Origin of the sequence: Aeromonas sp. 603757, assembly GCF_049171255.1 — a bacterium.
Lineage (GTDB): Bacteria > Pseudomonadota > Gammaproteobacteria > Enterobacterales > Aeromonadaceae > Aeromonas > Aeromonas veronii_A.
In genome coordinates, this window is sequence record NZ_JAAKOE010000002.1 from 47680 (window position 1) to 63780 (window position 16101).

Sequence of the window (16101 nt, forward strand, 5' to 3'; positions counted from 1 at the left end):
ATGTGGTGGGCGATCTGGCGCCCATTACCGCCGAACAGCCCATCGGGCCAGATCGGCGGCCTGTCGTCTCTGTTTTACTGCCCTAGCGAATGGCGCCAAAGCAGAGATATTTGGTCTCCAGATACTCCTCCAGCCCCTCGGCGGCCCCTTCCCGGCCCAGACCTGACTCCTTGATGCCGCCGAAGGGAGCCAGCTCAGTTGAAATGATCCCCTCGTTGATGCCGACCATGCCGTATTCAAGCTGCTCGGCGACGCGCCAGACACGGGCGATATCGCGGCCATAGAAGTAGGCGGCGAGCCCATAAGGGGTATCGTTAGCCAGCGCGATGGCTTCAGCTTCCGTCTCGAAGCGCACCAGCGGGGCGACCGGGCCGAAGATCTCCTCCTGCAGGATGGGGTTGGTTTTATCCACCATGCCCAAAATGGTGGGTTGGTAGAAGAGGGGGCCGGCGGGGTGGGCTTCGCCCCCCAGCAGCACTTCGGCACCGGCGGCGACTGATTGCTGCACCAACTCGGCCACCTTGCTGGCGGCAGCCGGGTTGATAAGCGGGCCGATCTGGGTGCCCTCCGCCATACCATCTCCCACCTTGAAGGCTCTGACGGCAGCGGTCAGCTTCTCGGCGAAGGCGTCATAGACACTGGCCTGCACCAGAATGCGGTTGGCACAGACGCAGGTTTGCCCGGCGTTGCGGTATTTGGAGGCGAGTGCCCCGGCCACGGCGGCGTCGAGGTCGGCGTCGTCAAAGACGATAAAGGGGGCGTTACCGCCCAGCTCCAGCGACAGCTTTTTCATGGTGTCGGCGCATTGGCGCATCAGCAGCTTGCCGATGCGGGTGGAGCCGGTGAAGGAGAGCTTGCGCACCACCGGATTACTGCACAGCTCGTTGCCCACCGCGCTCGCCTGATGGCTGGTGACGATATTGATGACACCGGCGGGGATGCCCGCCTGCTCGGCCAACACCGCCAGCGCCAGCGCGCAGAGCGGCGTTTCTGCGGCGGGTTTGATGACGATGGTGCAACCCGCTGCCAGCGCAGGGCCCGCCTTGCGGGTGATCATGGCAATGGGGAAGTTCCACGGAGTGATGGCGGCGACTACCCCGACCGGCTGCTTGATGGTGGCCAGCCGGCGATCGCCGCTAAAACCCGGGATGGTGCGGCCGTAGGCGCGCTTGCCCTCCTCGGCGAACCACTGGATAAAGCTGGCGCCATAGGCCACCTCGCCCTTTGCTTCCGCCAGCGGCTTGCCCTGCTCGCAGGTCATGATGCGCGCCAGCTCGTCGCTATGTGCTGTGATGGCGGCAAACCAGGCGTAGAGCTTGTTGCTGCGCTCCTTGGCGGTCAGCGCAGCCCAGGTGGGTTGCGCCGCGTGGGCGGCCGCGATGGCGCGGCGGGTATCCTCGGCATCCATGTCGGGCACCTGGGTAATGACGGCCCCGCTGGCAGGATTGGTCACCTCGAAGGTGCGGCCGCTGGCGGCCTCGCACCAGTGACCAGCTATATAGGCACGGGATTTGATCAAGCTTTGATTGGAACTGGTAGCGGACATGGCAAGCCTCGATGATGAAACCTGGCAGCAAGGTGGCGATGATGCGGCTCATCCTGTACTGCTGCCGTATAAAATAATAAGCACAGAGAGACCATAAATTGAGCGCAAATGTTTTTCAAGTGTTAAATATATTTGAATTGTTGGTGTGTTGCATGCTAGAAATTGGGCTGTGTAGCGCAGTTTAACCAGATGAACAGGGTATCGCACGATAAGTGGTGTGCAAAATAATGAACGCCAGGCTGTGTAAGATAGCAAACAGTGATGCCATGGCTGGTCCGCTATTTTAACCAGTGGCAACAGGGAGGTGGCCAATGTACCAACGTGACAAGGGAATCGATGGCGGAGGCCTGCCATGAGCGGGGCGCCAACCCAGAGCAGCAGTACCCGCTTCGGTCAGGGGGCTGCACGGCAGGCGAGCATGGGGGAGCGGCTGGCGGCGGTGCGTCATCAACTGGGGCTCTCCCAGCGGAGGGCGGCCGAGCTGAGCGGCCTGACCCACGGTGCTATCTGCATGATCGAGCAGGATAAGGTGAGCCCCTCGGTCGCCTCGCTGCAAAAGCTGCTCACCGTATATGGCTTGCCACTGTCACGCTTTTTTGCCGAAGAGGAGCTGAGTCGCCCGCCGCAGGTGGTGATCAAGGGTGATCAGTTGATCGAGCTGGGCAGTCAGGGGGTCTCGATGAAGCTGGTGCACAACGGCAACAACCGCCGCCAGCTCGGCTTTATGCTGGAGACCTACCCCCCGGGCACCGACACCGGTGGTCAGGTGACCCACCAGGGAGAAGAGGTGGGCACTGTGCTGGAGGGTTCGGTGATCCTGACCGTGGCAGGAGAGAGTTATCAGCTGGAGGCGGGTGACAGCTATGTGATCGACACTGGCGAACCCCACAGCTTCAGCAATCCGTCGGGGGAGACCTGTCGCATCGTCAGTGCCCATACCCCGGCCAGTTTTTAATCTTGGAATAGGGTTTGCCAACCAAACCGGTAAGGAAACAGGATCATGACCGAACATGTAAACAGTTACTACGCAGCCAGCGCCAATAAACACGCGCCCTACCCGACACTGACCGAGCAGCTGGAGTGCGATGTCTGCGTCATCGGGGCGGGGTATACCGGCCTCTCCAGTGCCCTGCATCTGGTGGAGAAGGGCTACAAGGTGGTGGTACTGGAGGCAGCCCGGGTCGGTTTTGGCGCCAGCGGCCGCAACGGCGGCCAAATAGTCAACTCCTACAGCCGCGACATTGACACCATAGAAGCGAACTGCCCGCCGGATCAGGCCAGGCTGCTCGGTTCCATGCTGTTTGAGGGGGGGCAGATCATCCGAGAGCGGATCAAACGCTACAACATCCAGTGCGATCTGCAGGAGGGGGGCGTCTTTGCCGCCGAGACCGAGAAACAGTTCCACGAGCTCAAGGCGCAGCAGGCGCGCTGGCAGAAGTGGGGCAACGACAAGCTGGAGCTGCTCGATGCCAGAGGCGTGCGCGAAGTGGTGGCGAGCGATCGCTACGTCGGCGCCCTGCTCGACAAGAGCGGCGGCCATATTCACCCCCTCAATCTGGCTCTCGGCGAGGCTGAAGCGATCCGCATGCAGGGTGGGCAGATCTTCGAGCTGTCTGCCGTTACCAGCATCACCCCGGGCCAGCCTGCTCTGGTCAAGACCGCCAAAGGAGCGGTGAAGGCGCGCTACATAGTGGTGGCCGGTAACGCCTACCTCGGCAATCTGGTGCCCGAGCTCGCCGGCAAGAGCATGCCTTGCGGCACCCAGGTGATCGCCACCGAGGTGCTGGGGGAGGAGCGGGCCCGCGAGCTGCTGCCGCAGAATTACTGCCTGGAGGATTGCAACTACCTGCTCGACTACTACCGCACCAGCGCCGATCACCGGCTGATCTATGGCGGCGGCGTGGTCTATGGCGCACGGGATCCGGCAGATATCGAGCGGCTGATCATCCCCAAGATGCTCAAGACCTTCCCCCAGCTTAAAGACGTCAAGGTGGAGTACACCTGGACAGGCAATTTCCTGCTCACCCTGTCGAGGCTGCCACAGTTTGGTCGCATCGGCCCCAACATCTACTACATGCAGGGTTACAGCGGCCACGGTGTCACCTGCACCCATCTGGCGGGCAAGCTGCTCTCCGAGGTGCTGAGCGGTCAGGCGGAGCGTTTCGATGCCTTTGCCAAGCTGCCGCACTACCCCTTCCCGGGCGGTCGGCTGTTCCGTATTCCCTTCACCGCCGCGGGTGCCGCCTGGTATACCTTGCGCGATCGGCTGGGGGTATAAGGGCTGCCCAGCGAGAAATATGGTCTGGTGCTGGCGACGATGCCAGCACAAATGCCGAAAAACAGAAGGCCACCGCGAGGGTGCCCTTCTGTTTTACCCGAAGCGGGTGGCTGCGATTAGCTGTAATAGGCTTCGACGGTGCCCTTGAGCTTGATCAGAATGGGCTGACCACGGCGATCCAGCGCCTTGGGGGAGGGGATCTTCACCCAGCCTTCACTGATGCAGTACTCCTCGACATCGGTGCGCTCTTTGCCGTTCAGGCGAATACCGATCGGGTGCTCGAAGCAGGCTGCCACATAGTGAGGGCTGCGGGGATTGCAGGAGAGGTGATCCGGCAGAGCCGGTTTGGTACTGGTATCGCTCATCGATATAACCCGAAATGAATAAAAAGTGGGTCATTGTAGAGAATGCCGCCATGGCATTCAAGGCGACCACAATACCGGCCAAGGCGGGCGGCCATCTATGTTGGTGACTTGATTATCCCCGTTGCCAATCCATCCCCTGCTCGGGGCGACCGCTATGCCCGATCCGGATTGCGTTATCGGGCATAGCGTCTATTACAGGCTGACTTCTATTTGCGGGTCAGCTTGTCGAGGTAGCCCATGGCGAAGGCCGAGAGGACAAAGGTGATGTGGATCAGCAGGTACCACTTGATCTTGTCGTTGGGGAGGTTTTCGGCATTCATAAACACCTTGAGCAGGTGAATGGAGGAGATGGCGACAATGGAGGCGGCGACCTTGTTTTTCAGGGAGCCGGCATCGAGCTTGCCGAGCCACACCAGTTTGTCGCTCTCATCCCCTACATCGAGGCGCGAGACGAAGTTCTCATAGCCGGAAAACATCACCATCACGATAAGTCCCCCCACCAGGGTGATATCGATCAGCGACAGTGTGACCAGCACCAGATCCACCTCTTTCATCTCCAGTATGTTGGGCAGGATATGGAGGATCTCCTGAAAGAATTTCACCCCCAGTGCCAGCAGTATGAGGCTGAGCCCAAGATAGATGGGGGCCATGATCCAGCGGGATGCGTACATCAATCTTTCAAACATGTTTTCCATAGTGCGATTAAAGATCCATCAAATGGTTAACAAACGAGTCGGCCATAGCTTAACCGAGATGCCTCACATCTCAAGCATCTCGATAGCATATTGCTGAATTGGGTGGTGCCAGGCGGGATTTTTTAACCCCGGGGAGGGCGATGGAGCGGTTGGCAGGGCTCGTGGCCTTGCCCATCCGGTGTCAGGGAAGATCCAGGGTAAAGCGGGCACCGCCGAGGGGAGATTCATCGACCCGGATCTGGCCGCCGTAGCTGTGAACGATCTCGGTCACGACAGCCAGACCGATGCCCTGGCCGGGCGAGCTGTCAGCGCGCACGCCACGCTGAAAGATCTGCTCCGATTTGGCCGGATCGATGCCCGGGCCATCATCTTCTACCTCGATGCGTAACCGATCGAGATGGCGGCGTACCGTCACCTTCACTTCGCTGATGGCAAATTTGCAGGCGTTGTCGAGCAGGTTGCCCATCAGTTCCATCAGATCGCCCTGTTCGCCGTGGAAGAGGGCATCATCATCGAACTGGAAGTGGGTCTGCAGCTTCTTGTGGCGATAGACCTTGGCCAGACTGGCCAGCAGCTTCTCGATGAGCGGTACCGGCTCGGTGCCCTTGCTGGCGAGGCGCTGGCGACCGGTGACGGCTCGTCTGAGTTGGTACTGGATCATCTGATCCATGGTGAGGATCTGTTCATTGATGTTGTCGTGGATCTCCCGCCCCAGCTTCATTTCTCGGGTGGTGATCTGGATCAGCGCCAGCCGTGTTTTCAGGCTGTGAGCGAGATCGTTGAGGGCATGCTGGTAGCGCTGGGTCTGCTGGCGTTCGTTCTCCAGCAACTGGTTGATGGAGTCGGTCAGCGGGGCCAACTCCCGTTCAAAATCATGGGCGATAGCATCCCGCTTGCCTGCCCGGATGTCGTCGAGCTGATTGGCGATAGTGCGCAGGGAGCGGAGGCTCCAGAAGGTGGTGAGCAGCAGCAGCCCGGCCAGCAGCAGATAGGCGAGCAACGCCTGTTTGGCCGTCTGGTAGAGGTAGGCGCGGGACTCTTCGTGATAGCGTTTGGCCGAGTCAATCATCACCACGTAGTAGGCTGTGGTGCCGCTGCCGGGATTGCGGGTAAAACGCAGGCTGTAGACGAAGTAGCTCTCGCCGTTCTTGATGGTGTGCTTCTTGAAGAAGTAGTCGAGATCCATTCCCCCCAGATACTTCATCAGGTCCCGACAGATGGTCTGTTTGGCCTTGATCACCTCCGGCATATGGAGGCTCGACCAAATCAGCTCGCCATCGGCACGACAGATCAGCGTATCGAGATTGCTGTTACTGACCTGGCGGGAAATGCGTCCGATCTCGGTGGCTTCGCTGTTGACTGGCTTGGTAGAGGAGAACATCTTGGCCAGGTTCTCCTGCATGCCGGCGCTCGCCTTCTGGCTCTGCTCCTCCATGTGGCCGAGGTAGAGGGCATAGACGGCGAACCCCATGCTCAGTGCGATGACCAGCAGCGAACTGAGCAGCAGTTTGATGTGCAGAGAGCTGCGGAGCATCCTGATGGGACGTGGCAGATGAAACTGCATCAGCTACAGGAGAGGTTGAAGATGTAGCCCTGACGACGGATGGTCGAGATGGGTTGAATCGTCCCTTCCGGATCCAGCTTTTTGCGCAGGCGGCTCACCATCACCTCTATGGTGTTGGGATCCCCCTCTCCATCGCCGTAGAGCTGGTCGAGTAACTGCTGCTTGGAGACCACCTGACGGGCGTTGCGCATCAGGTACTCCAGAATCAGGTATTCAAAGCTGGTGAGCACTGCCACTTCACCGTCGATGGTCAGCTCCTTGCGGGAGAGATCCAGCTCGTAATCACCGGCCTTCACTCTGGGGGAGATAAAGCCGGCGCTGCGGCGCATCAAGGCATTGAGGCGGGCCAGCAACTCATCTTTCTGGAACGGTTTGACCAGATAGTCATCAGCCCCCGCCTCCAGTCCTTCGACCTTGTCCTGCCAGTTGCCACGGGCGGTCAGCACAATGATGGGGAAGGGGATCTGCCGTTCGCGCAGTTGGCGGATCAACTGCAAGCCATCCATATCGGGCAGACCGAGATCGATGATCGCCACATCAATGGGGTAGTCGGCGGCATAGTGCAACGCAATTCCGGCCTGATCGGTGCTGTATACCTGATTGTTGGCTTCGGTCAGCAGAGAGGAGAGGTGGTGATTGAGCAGCTTGTCGTCTTCGACCAACAGAATTTTCATGATGTGAACGGTCATAGGGGTCCAGACTGTCAATTAGAAAGTGTATGTCGCTTTGAGTCAATTCGAATCCTATCGTGCAGCTCCTGTATCGGGACTGAATCATAAGGCGTTCTGCTTGTAGAGACCTGTCAGAGGCCTGAGCAGTGGGCCGCTTCATAGACACCGGTCTTGTCGCGTTCAAAAAACAGAAGGGGCAATGTGTGCCCCTTCTGTTTTTGTTCTGCTGCTTGTTAGCTGCGGCGTGGCGGCAGCATATTGGTGAGGGTGTTGTCTTTGAGAATATGGTGGTGATAGAGGGCCGCCACCGTGTGCAGGCCGATCAGGGCGTAACCGATATTACCCAGGGTCTCGTGCACCTCCTTGATCAGCCCCTTGAGGTCTGGACTTGGGGAGAGCAGGGCAGGCAGCTCAAGCCCGAAGAAGGGGATGGGTTTGCCCGCGGCGCTCAGCAGCAGCCAGCCAAACAGCGGGGTGAGAATAAGAAAACCGTAGAGGGCGAGGTGGGCCAGTTTTGCCAGCTTGTGCATGACCGGGGAGAGCTCGGGCACGATGCGGGGTGTCGGGCTCATCCAGCGCAGGGCCAGTCTGACAAACACCAGAGCGAAAATAAGCAGCCCCAGCATAAAGTGCCACTCCTTCATGAGGTCCCGGCCAGGGTCCCCCTTGGGGAAGATATCGCGAAATTCGATCAGGGCGTAGACGGCGATCATGGCCCACAGGGTCAGCCAGTGCAGCCCGATATTCAGGGTGCCATAACGTTGTTCACTGTTCATCAGCATAGGTTTGTTCCTTCGAAGTGCTGTCACATCCGTGTGGCATCCCCGCACTCAAGCGTGTCGGGGCGAGGCTTGCTCCTTTGGCGGCAACAGGCTGGCTGCCATGCTTGCCATACATCGATAGCCTGCTGCTGGCCTCAGTCAGAGAGGAGATGCCCTCTGCTGTCTGCATGGTATCACTGGCAACCGGGTGAATAGTCTGATCAATGCCACACAATTTACAGGCTCATTAAGCCCCTTGTGACGTGAAGAAGGCGTGAAATAGCATCAGTGATGTCGGCCCGCCAAGGTTCAGGCTGGCTCGATGGCCAGCACCACGCAATCCGGCTCGCTGATGCGAAAACGGACGTTGCAGTCAAACAGCCGCACCCCGTACTCCTTCTCATCGGGCTTGCCCTTCTTGTAGGCGGGGCGTGGATCTTGCGCCAGCACTTCGCTCACCAGCTGGCGTAGCTCGGGGTGAGCCTTGAGCCAGGGTTGTAGTTGTTGCTCGGCCTCGGCACTGAAACTCACAGCCAGCGGCGGGGTGGGCGCGCCGGGGGCAAAGCCACCACGGGCATCCGGCAGGCTGTCGGCATAGGGAATATAAGGCTTGATATCGACGATGGGGGTGCCATCGAGCAGATCCACCGCCCCCAGCTCCAGCCACAGCTTGCCCCGCTCACGGCCGATCCCGTGCAACTCGACCACCGAGAGCCCTAGCGGATTGGGGCGGAAGGTGGAGCGAGTGGCAAAAACCCCGACCCGCTCGTTGCCGCCAAGGCGCGGCGGACGCACCGTCGGGTGCCAGCCCTGCGCCATGGTCTGGTGAAAGACGAAGCTGAGCCACAGATGGGAGAACTGCTCGATGCCGCGCAGCACATCCGGCTGATCGTAAGGGGGGAGCAGCTCGAGGCGGGCGCGGGCCGATTTGACCAGACCGGGCTGGCGGGGGATGGCGAACTTCTCCTTGTAGGGAGAGCGGATGATCCCGAGGGTGTCGATTTCGAACTTCATGGCGGATCCTGACTGAAAACCCCGGCAATTTAGCACAGGCGGCCCCAAAACGCAGGCTCGGCCTCGATACGCCCTTTTCTGCGGCGCTGCCGTGATCCCTGTCCCATCCCGGCCAGTCGGGGGCTGTGCCATGCCGTCAAGTTGCGTAGGGTGGAGGCAACTGGCGTGTCAGGATGAAATGTGCGCACTCGCGCCGAAGGGAGGGAGAGGGATGAAACTGCTGATTATCGGTGGCACCGGTTTTTTGGGGCGCCACCTCACCGCGCTCGCGCTGGATTGGGGCCATGAAGTGACTCTGTTCAACCGTGGCCTGCACCAGCATCCGGATTGGCGCGATCTGGGGCAGCTCACCGGTGACAGGGACAATAGCCTGAGCGCCCTGCAAGGGGCCGGGTTGCAGTGGGATCTCGTCATCGACACCTGCTGCTATCGCCCCGAGCAGGCGGCAAGCCTCTCTGCCGCCTTGCTCGGGCGCTGCGCGCGGCTGATCTTTATCTCCACCATCAGCGTCTATCGCGATTTTTCACTGCACGGAATGGACGAGTCGGCGCCGCTGCACCCTATCCCCGAAGGGGAAATGCCCACTGACTATGGCCCGCTCAAGGTGTTGTGCGAGCAGGAGTATCGTGCCCGCTGGGGCGAGCGGCTTTGCATCCTGCGCCCGGGCGTGCTGTGCGGCCCCCATGATCCCACCGGTCGCATGGCCTGGTGGATTAAGCGGGTGCAGCAGGGCGGGCCCTGGTTGCTGCCGGGCAGTGGCGAGGATCGCTTGCAGTATCTCGATGTGCGCGACTGCGCCGAGTTTGTGTTGCGCGCGGCCGAGCAGCAGTTGGGGGGCATATTCAACCTGCTCAAACCCGGCATTACCCTCTGCGACTGGCTGGAGCGGCTGAGCGCCCGGTTGCAGCCCGCCCGCCCCATCCAGCCCGAGTGGTTGCCCTGGTCGACCCTGATGGCAGCCGGTATTGAGCCCTGGCAGAGCTATCCCACCCTGCTGCCTTGCGCGCAGGCGGAGTTTGCCAGTTACGGCTCTATAAGCGCCGAGGCGGCCATCGTCCACGGGTTGAACTTCCGGCCGCTGGAAGAGACCGCCGCCGACCTTGCCCACTGGCTGGCCATCGAGCCTGCCGCCGGGGTAGCGGTGAATGCCATGACTCAGGCCGAGGAGACTTCGCTGCGGCAGCAGTTGCTGGAGCCCAGTCTGCAATAGGAGAGGGAGCATCGAGCCGCTGCTGCCGAGCGTGGCGCGGCAGGTGTGAATACAACGAGAGAGGGCATCCCGCGGGATGCCCTCTCTCTATCCATGCCTGATTGTTGCCGAATAAAGGCTGACGCGATCCTCCATCCCATCGCTGTCGCTCACCGAGTTAGCGAATGGCGGCCCCCGCGGCTACCAGCAGCTCTTTCAAAATGGCGCGATGGCAGTGGGACTCCTGCTCGCAGTAGCAACCCACCGACAGATTGGTGGTGTGGGAGAGGGCGGCCAGCAGCGCCAGATCGTGCCTGGCGGCAGGTTGCGCCATCTCGGCCTTGTACTGTTTGCCAAACGCCGCCCATTGGGCGGGTGTCTCGGCTGCCTGCCCCAGCTTCATGGTCTCGCTGCTGGGGGCCAGATTGGGGAACCAGACATCGTACCAATGCTGGCTGGCAAATTCGCTCTTGGGTACGCCGCGGGGTGGGCGGCGCACCGTGCCGATCCGCAGCCCCTCATCGGGCAGGCGCGGGCTGCCAAGACGAACGATAGCGAGGGCCATGACAGCGGGTTACTTCTCTTCGGCCACTTTCAGCGCCTGCCCGTAGCAGATCACCTGTTTCAGGCAGCCCGGGGTGTCGCTGAACTCGGCGCATTTATCGATGGTGACGCCGTTGCCGCCCATGTCGGCCGCGCGGCGGCGGGCCAGGGTGCGCGCTTCACCGGCGTTGGGCACCGGCTGGTTGGCATCGGACTGGCAGGATTCCCCCTCGATGGTGCCGAGGTAGAGGTAGTTGAGGTCAGCCAGCTCATCCTGTTCATAGATGCGCACGCTACCGGGTTTGAAGTATTCGTCGAAGTTCTCTTTATCCAGATTGCTGTTGAAGGCGTAGTTGGCACAGCCGGAGGCAATCAGGGGCATCATCAGGATCAGGCGTTTCATCGTCTCGTATCTTGTGTCGGTGATGAGGACAGTAGAAATGCGCAGGCGCTCCATGTCGGCATCTTGTTGAATAATGAGGGGGACATTATAGGGGCCAGCCGCCTGCGGCGACCAGCCCCGTTTTGCGCCCTGTTGTCAGGGTGTGACCCCCATCAGCCTGATATCAAACCGGAGCCAGTCGCTGATAGAGGCTGCGGTAGTAATCATCCCCCAGCAGCTCGCCATGAGGGGCGCAGAGGCGGATCTGTCCCTCTTCCATCAGGGCAATCCGGTCCATCTGCTCCATCCCCAGCAGGCGGTGGGAGATGAGCAGCAAGGTGCGATCAGCCCCGAGCCGGAACAGCAGATCCATGATCTCCCGCTCGGTCTGGCTGTCGAGCCCTTCGGTCGGCTCATCGAGTAGCCAGAGCGGCGCATCGTGCAGCAGAGCGCGGGCAATGCCGATACGGCGACGCTCGCCACCGGAGAGGGGGCGGCCGCCGTCACCGAGCCAGGCGTCGAGGCCCGCCTCATCTTCCAACAGATTGGCCAGTCCGACCTGGGTCAGCACCGCAATCAGCTGCTCGTCAGTGGCGGTCGGGGCGGCCAGTTTGAGGTTGCCCCGCAGGGTATCGGCAAACAGATGCACCCGCTGGCTTACTACCGAGATGGAGGCGCGCAGCGCCCCTTCGCTGTAGTCGGTGAGCGGCTTGCCATCGAGCAGGATTTTGCCTGCCTGCGGGCTCCACTCCCGGGTCAGCAGCCCCATCAGGGTCGATTTGCCGCAGCCGGTCTGGCCCAGCAGCGCCAGCTTCTCACCGGCGTGCAGCTGCAGGGTGCAGCCACGCAGCACCGGCTGGGGGTTGCCGGGGTAGCCAAAATAGAGGTCATTGATCTGCAGCGCGCCAGCGGTAGCGTGGGTCTGCTCGTCGCCCCACACAGGGGCTTTTGCTTCTTGCAGGATCTCGTTCAGGCGGCGTGCCGAGGTAAGGCTGGTGGAGAGGTGCTGGAAAGCCCCCGCCAGCGGCATCAGTGCCTCGAAGCTTGCCAGGGTGGCAAAGACCATCAGTGCTGTGATGGGGTCGGGCGCCGCACCCGCCACTCCATGACCGGCCAGCCAGAGCATCAGGGTCAGGGTCCAGCCGCTCAGCAGTTGTACCGAGAAGTTGGCCAGCCCGCTCACCTTGGCCATCCGGGCCTGCGCGACGAGCAGCGCCTGTTCGGCTTGTTGCAGCTCAACCAGCGCCTTGGGGGCGGCGGCAAACATCTGCAGCTCGGCCTGACCATCCAGATAGTCCACCATCCGGGTACGCAGGGTCGATTTTTCGGCAATCAGCGCCTGACCGGGGCGACGGCCGAGGAAGTAGAACACCAGCGGCAGGGCGATCATGCCAAACAGCAGAATGGCACCCAGGGTGAGGGCGAGACGGCTGTCGAAAAACGACAGGAAGAAGACCAGTCCGGCGGTGCTGAGCAGGGCCGCGCCTATGGGGGTGATCAGCCGCAGATAGACGTGGTCCATCGCATCGATGTCGGCTACCAGTCGGTTGAGCAGATCCGCCTGACGGAAACCGGCCAGGGTACCGGTGGAGAGCGGCGAGAGTTTCTGCCAGAACCAGACCCGCAGTCGGGTCAGTACCCTGAAGGTGGCGTCGTGGCTCACGACCCGCTCACCCCAGCGACCGGCGGTACGGACGATGGAGAAGAAGCGCACCCCGCCGGCGGGGGTCATGTAGTTAAAGGCATGGGTCGTCGCAACTGTCATCCCCGCCACGGCGGCGGCGGAGAGGAACCAGCCGGAGAGGGAGAGTAGTCCCATGCCGGCGGCCAGGGTCACCAGCGCCAGCAGCAAACCAATGGTGAGGCTGAGCCAGTGTTGGCGATAGAGGCGCAGAAATGGCAACAGATCACTCATCGAGAGAACCTCCGGAACGTTGGGAGAGCAGGCGGGCAAAATGCCCCTGCCCAGAACTAAGTTGCTGGAAGCTGCCTTGCTCCACCAGCTGGCCGCGGGCCAGCACCATTATCTTGTCCATCTTGGTAAGCTGGTCGAGGCGGTGGGTGATCATCAGCAGGGTCTGGCCAGCCATCGCCTGCTCAATGGTGGTCATGATGGCGCGTTCGGAGTGGCGATCCAGACTGGCGGTCGGTTCATCGAGCACCATCAGCTGGGTTGATTTGAGCAGGGTTCGCGCCAGGGCGAGGCGCTGGGCCTGACCGACCGAGAGGCCGCCTGCCTGATCGCCGACCGGATAGTCGAGCCCCTTCTCCATCGCAAATTCCCACGCCTGCGCCCGTTTCAGGGCATCTTCCAGCTCGGCATCGCTGGCCGTTGGTTTGGCCAGCAGCAGGTTGTCACGCAAGGAAGTGTGGAACAGCTGCGGGTTTTGCGAGAGCCAGCCCAGTTGCAGGCGCCACTGGCTCATGTCGAGGGTGGCAAGCTCCTGCCCGTTGACCTTGAGCTCACCGCGATAGGGGGCAAAGCCGAGCAGGGCGTTGACCAGCGAGCTCTTGCCTGCGCCGCTGACGCCGATGAGGGCGGTGCGCGAACCGGCCTCCAGAGTGAAGTCGATGGGGCCGACCAGCACCTTGCCTTCGGCGCTGAGCACTTCAAGCCTTTTGGCTTCTACCTTGACCGGGCTGTCGGCATGGAACGGCGCTGTGCCTGCGGCCGGTTCGCTCACCTCGGCTTCGAGGAATTCCAGCAGCTGTTCGGCGGCGCCAATGGCCTGCGCCTTGGCGTGGTAGTGGGCACCCAGTTCCCGTAGAGGGGCATAGAACTCGGGGGCGAGAAACAGCACGAACAGGCCGGTAAAGAGGGTGACCTTTACCCCATAGCTACCAAAGTTCAGATGGTCGATATAAGAGAAGCCGAAGTAGACGGCGACCAGCGCCACTGAAATGGCGGCGAAGAACTCCAGCACGGCGGTGCTCAAAAATGCCAGGCGCAGCACCTCCATGGTGCGCTCGCGAAAGTCTTCCGAGGCGTCGCGAATGGCGTCACCTTCCGCTTGGGTCCGCATAAAGAGTTGCAGGGTACGCAGCCCCTTCAGCCGATCGAGGAAGTGGCCGGAGAGACGGGCCAGCGCCTGAAAGTTGCGGCGGTTGGCATCGGCGGCGCCCACACCCACCAGGATCATAAAGATGGGGATGAGGGGTGCAGTGCCCAGCAGGATAAGGCCCGCCGCCCAGTTGACCGGGAACACGGCCACAAGAATGACCACCGGAATAAAGACGGCGATGGCCATCTGCGGCAGATAGCGGGAGAAGAAATCCTGCATGTTTTCAATCTGTTCCAGCAACAGACTGGCCCAACTACCGGCCGGGCGGCGCTGGATATAGGCGGGGCCAAGGCGGCTTAAACGAGTGAGCACCAGCTGGCGGATGGTCTGGCGGACCGCGCTGCCCGCCTTGAAACTGGCCACCTCGCGGCCATAGGCCAGCGCCGCCTTGCCGAGGGTCACCAGCAGCAGGGTAATAAAGAGCGTGATGGATTGCTCAGGCGTTGAGCCTTCGATGATAAAGCTGTGCAACAGGGTCGCCAGCAGCCAGGCTTGCGCCACCATCAGAATGCCCTGGCCAAGGCCAAAAGCGATGGATATCGTGATCCAGCGGCGACCGTGACTCGATTGCTTGCGCAACCAGCCATAGAGACGTTTTTGCGTTTTTTTATCCATTACCACCATCCTCGCGTCGAGTGGCGCAAGACTATCCTTGCCGTTTGGCCTTGGCAACCTTGTAAATTATCTGTGTTGAAAATGTTTGATTGAAAAAGCAACCGTCTGTTCAATCCTTGTCCGAACAGATTGATTTATTGAAAAAAGTGGCAAAGGCGGCATTGCGCTCGGCGGCAAAATGCATATAGTAGGAGCCCTGACGCGGGTGTAGTTCAATGGTAGAACGGTAGCTTCCCAAGCTGCATACGTGGGTTCGATTCCCATCACCCGCTCCAAATTTCAGATGCCAGGCGGGCATCGTATAATGGCTATTACCTCAGCCTTCCAAGCTGATGATGCGGGTTCGATTCCCGCTGCCCGCTCCAGCTTCAAAACAAAAAGCCCACTCCTGCGAGTGGGCTTTTTGTTTTTCATCTATCCTGTGCGCCGTTCGACGTCACGCTCACGGTTTCTCAGCTTTAAGGCAAACCGCAGAGTCAGAAAAGGCGCCCGAGGCGCCTTTTCAGATCAACTGCGTAGCGGGAGCTTATTCCTGCTCCAGCTCACCACAGAAACGGTAGCCTTCGCCGTGGATGGTGGCGATGATCTCCGGAGTATCGTTAACGCTTTCGAAGTGCTTGCGAATGCGACGGATGGTCACGTCGACGGTACGGTCGTGGGGCTTGAGCTCACGGCCGGTCATCTTCTTCAGCAGCTCGGCACGGGTCTGGATCTGGCCCGGGTTTTCGCAGAAGTGCAGCATGGCGCGGAACTCGGAGCGCGGCAGCTTGAACATGTCGCCAGTGGGGCTGACCAGAGCGCGGCTGTTGATATCCAGCGCCCAGCCGTTGAACAGATAACGTTCAACCAGCTTCTTCTCTTCGCCACCGGCAGCCACGTTCATGGTGCGGCTCAGCAGGTTGCGGGCACGGATGGTCAGCTCACGGGGGTTGAACGGCTTGGTGATGTAATCATCGGCGCCGATCTCCAGACCCAGGATCTTGTCCACTTCGTTGTCACGACCGGTCAGGAACATCAGGGCGATGTTGTCGTTCTCACGCAGCTCACGGGCCAGCAGCAGGCCGTTCTTGCCCGGCAGGTTGATGTCCATGATCACCAGATTGATGGTGTGGGAAGTGAGGGCCTGGTGCATCTCGTCGCCGTTGTTGGCTTCGAGCACGATGTAGCCTTCGGCTTCAAAAATGCTTTTCAGGGTATTGCGTGTGACCAACTCGTCTTCGACGATCAGAATGTGTGGTGTTTGCATGAGTATTCCCAGATTCTTATCAGTTAATTATCTTAAATTTAACACTCTTTGGCGTTTCAAACCGATTTCCTGACTGATCCTGAAAATTTATTACGTCATCCTGGGTATGAGAGTCAGGTCGGAATATCGCGAATTAGGCATCAGTACCGGCAAGTATCCCTGTGCCACTT

15 protein-coding genes and 2 tRNA genes are annotated in these 16101 nt (G+C 60.5%); 5 read left to right on the forward strand and 12 right to left on the reverse strand.

Annotated elements, in window-relative coordinates:
• Window positions 1-82: 82 nt before the first annotated feature.
• Complete coding sequence (locus G5332_RS02055) at window positions 83-1546, reverse strand: NAD-dependent succinate-semialdehyde dehydrogenase (RefSeq protein WP_421249332.1); 1464 nt, start codon at window positions 1544-1546, stop codon at window positions 83-85.
• Between the two features lie 418 nt (window positions 1547-1964).
• Between G5332_RS02055 and puuR the strand changes: the two genes are divergently transcribed.
• A complete protein-coding gene (gene puuR / locus G5332_RS02060) occupies window positions 1965-2501 on the forward strand; it encodes an HTH-type transcriptional regulator PuuR (RefSeq protein WP_337072501.1) in 537 nt (178 codons plus the stop codon).
• 45 nt (window positions 2502-2546) lie between these two features.
• The gene (locus G5332_RS02065; protein ID WP_421249333.1) at window positions 2547-3824 is read left to right on the forward strand and encodes an NAD(P)/FAD-dependent oxidoreductase; all 1278 of its coding nucleotides are present in this window, start codon (window positions 2547-2549) and stop codon (window positions 3822-3824) included.
• Between the two features lie 116 nt (window positions 3825-3940).
• Here the strand turns inward: G5332_RS02065 and G5332_RS02070 are convergent, their stop codons facing one another.
• The 6 genes from G5332_RS02070 to tsaA all read right to left on the reverse strand — a co-directional run bounded on the left by G5332_RS02070 (window position 3941) and on the right by tsaA (window position 8894).
• Window positions 3941-4189 (reverse strand): DUF3297 family protein, encoded by a 249-nt coding sequence (locus G5332_RS02070; protein WP_005347440.1) that lies wholly within the window; start codon window positions 4187-4189, stop codon window positions 3941-3943.
• A gap of 206 nt (window positions 4190-4395) precedes the next feature.
• Complete coding sequence (locus G5332_RS02075) at window positions 4396-4884, reverse strand: TIGR00645 family protein (protein ID WP_040065876.1); 489 nt, start codon at window positions 4882-4884, stop codon at window positions 4396-4398.
• 181 nt (window positions 4885-5065) lie between these two features.
• Window positions 5066-6448: an ATP-binding protein gene (locus G5332_RS02080; RefSeq protein WP_216953180.1), complete on the reverse strand. Its 1383-nt coding sequence runs from the start codon at window positions 6446-6448 to the stop codon at window positions 5066-5068.
• Entirely contained in the window at window positions 6448-7122 is a 675-nt protein-coding gene (locus G5332_RS02085; protein ID WP_216953181.1) for a response regulator, read from the reverse strand. The genes G5332_RS02080 and G5332_RS02085 overlap by 1 nt, the downstream gene beginning before the upstream one ends.
• A gap of 230 nt (window positions 7123-7352) precedes the next feature.
• A complete protein-coding gene (locus G5332_RS02090) occupies window positions 7353-7901 on the reverse strand; it encodes a cytochrome b (protein ID WP_064341216.1) in 549 nt (182 codons plus the stop codon).
• A 288-nt stretch (window positions 7902-8189) separates the two neighbouring features.
• Complete coding sequence (gene tsaA, locus G5332_RS02095; RefSeq protein ID WP_139746419.1) at window positions 8190-8894, reverse strand: tRNA (N6-threonylcarbamoyladenosine(37)-N6)-methyltransferase TrmO; 705 nt, start codon at window positions 8892-8894, stop codon at window positions 8190-8192.
• Window positions 8895-9105: 211 nt separating this feature from the next.
• Between tsaA and G5332_RS02100 the strand changes: the two genes are divergently transcribed.
• Entirely contained in the window at window positions 9106-10104 is a 999-nt protein-coding gene (locus tag G5332_RS02100; RefSeq protein ID WP_421249334.1) for an NAD-dependent epimerase/dehydratase family protein, read from the forward strand.
• Window positions 10105-10261: 157 nt separating this feature from the next.
• Here the strand turns inward: G5332_RS02100 and G5332_RS02105 are convergent, their stop codons facing one another.
• From G5332_RS02105 to cydD, 4 genes are all read right to left on the reverse strand, one after another.
• A complete protein-coding gene (locus G5332_RS02105) occupies window positions 10262-10648 on the reverse strand; it encodes a DUF488 domain-containing protein (protein ID WP_111901530.1) in 387 nt (128 codons plus the stop codon).
• 9 nt (window positions 10649-10657) lie between these two features.
• Entirely contained in the window at window positions 10658-11029 is a 372-nt protein-coding gene (gene rcsF / locus G5332_RS02110) for an Rcs stress response system protein RcsF (protein ID WP_158109736.1), read from the reverse strand.
• Window positions 11030-11192: 163 nt separating this feature from the next.
• A complete protein-coding gene (gene cydC / locus G5332_RS02115) occupies window positions 11193-12923 on the reverse strand; it encodes a heme ABC transporter ATP-binding protein/permease CydC (RefSeq protein ID WP_421171745.1) in 1731 nt (576 codons plus the stop codon).
• On the reverse strand, window positions 12916-14685 hold the full coding sequence (gene cydD / locus G5332_RS02120; RefSeq protein WP_421171747.1) for a heme ABC transporter permease/ATP-binding protein CydD: 1770 nt from the start codon (window positions 14683-14685) through the stop codon (window positions 12916-12918). Before cydD ends, cydC begins: the two co-directional genes overlap by 8 nt.
• A gap of 201 nt (window positions 14686-14886) precedes the next feature.
• On the opposite strand from cydD, the gene G5332_RS02125 reads away from it, so the two are divergent.
• Both G5332_RS02125 and G5332_RS02130 read left to right on the forward strand, forming a co-directional pair.
• Window positions 14887-14960, forward strand: a tRNA-Gly gene (locus G5332_RS02125).
• 15 nt (window positions 14961-14975) lie between these two features.
• Window positions 14976-15050, forward strand: a tRNA-Gly gene (locus G5332_RS02130).
• Between the two features lie 161 nt (window positions 15051-15211).
• On the opposite strand, the gene arcA is transcribed toward G5332_RS02130, so the two are convergent.
• Entirely contained in the window at window positions 15212-15931 is a 720-nt protein-coding gene (arcA, locus tag G5332_RS02135; RefSeq protein WP_005338193.1) for a two-component system response regulator ArcA, read from the reverse strand.
• Between the last annotated feature and the right edge of the window lie 170 nt (window positions 15932-16101).

What these genes read in the sequence shown, in the direction of transcription:
- G5332_RS02055 (WP_421249332.1), bottom strand. Translation starts at nt 1,546, where the DNA reads ATGTCCGCTACCAGTTCCAATCAAAGCTTGATCAAATCCCGTGCCTAT.
- puuR (WP_337072501.1), top strand. Translation starts at nt 1,965, where the DNA reads ATGGGGGAGCGGCTGGCGGCGGTGCGTCATCAACTGGGGCTCTCCCAG.
- G5332_RS02065 (WP_421249333.1), top strand. Translation starts at nt 2,547, where the DNA reads ATGACCGAACATGTAAACAGTTACTACGCAGCCAGCGCCAATAAACAC.
- G5332_RS02070 (WP_005347440.1), bottom strand. Translation starts at nt 4,189, where the DNA reads ATGAGCGATACCAGTACCAAACCGGCTCTGCCGGATCACCTCTCCTGC.
- G5332_RS02075 (WP_040065876.1), bottom strand. Translation starts at nt 4,884, where the DNA reads ATGGAAAACATGTTTGAAAGATTGATGTACGCATCCCGCTGGATCATG.
- G5332_RS02080 (WP_216953180.1), bottom strand. Translation starts at nt 6,448, where the DNA reads ATGCAGTTTCATCTGCCACGTCCCATCAGGATGCTCCGCAGCTCTCTG.
- G5332_RS02085 (WP_216953181.1), bottom strand. Translation starts at nt 7,122, where the DNA reads ATGAAAATTCTGTTGGTCGAAGACGACAAGCTGCTCAATCACCACCTC.
- G5332_RS02090 (WP_064341216.1), bottom strand. Translation starts at nt 7,901, where the DNA reads ATGCTGATGAACAGTGAACAACGTTATGGCACCCTGAATATCGGGCTG.
- tsaA (WP_139746419.1), bottom strand. Translation starts at nt 8,894, where the DNA reads ATGAAGTTCGAAATCGACACCCTCGGGATCATCCGCTCTCCCTACAAG.
- G5332_RS02100 (WP_421249334.1), top strand. Translation starts at nt 9,106, where the DNA reads ATGAAACTGCTGATTATCGGTGGCACCGGTTTTTTGGGGCGCCACCTC.
- G5332_RS02105 (WP_111901530.1), bottom strand. Translation starts at nt 10,648, where the DNA reads ATGGCCCTCGCTATCGTTCGTCTTGGCAGCCCGCGCCTGCCCGATGAG.
- rcsF (WP_158109736.1), bottom strand. Translation starts at nt 11,029, where the DNA reads ATGAAACGCCTGATCCTGATGATGCCCCTGATTGCCTCCGGCTGTGCC.
- cydC (WP_421171745.1), bottom strand. Translation starts at nt 12,923, where the DNA reads ATGAGTGATCTGTTGCCATTTCTGCGCCTCTATCGCCAACACTGGCTC.
- cydD (WP_421171747.1), bottom strand. Translation starts at nt 14,685, where the DNA reads ATGGATAAAAAAACGCAAAAACGTCTCTATGGCTGGTTGCGCAAGCAA.
- arcA (WP_005338193.1), bottom strand. Translation starts at nt 15,931, where the DNA reads ATGCAAACACCACACATTCTGATCGTCGAAGACGAGTTGGTCACACGC.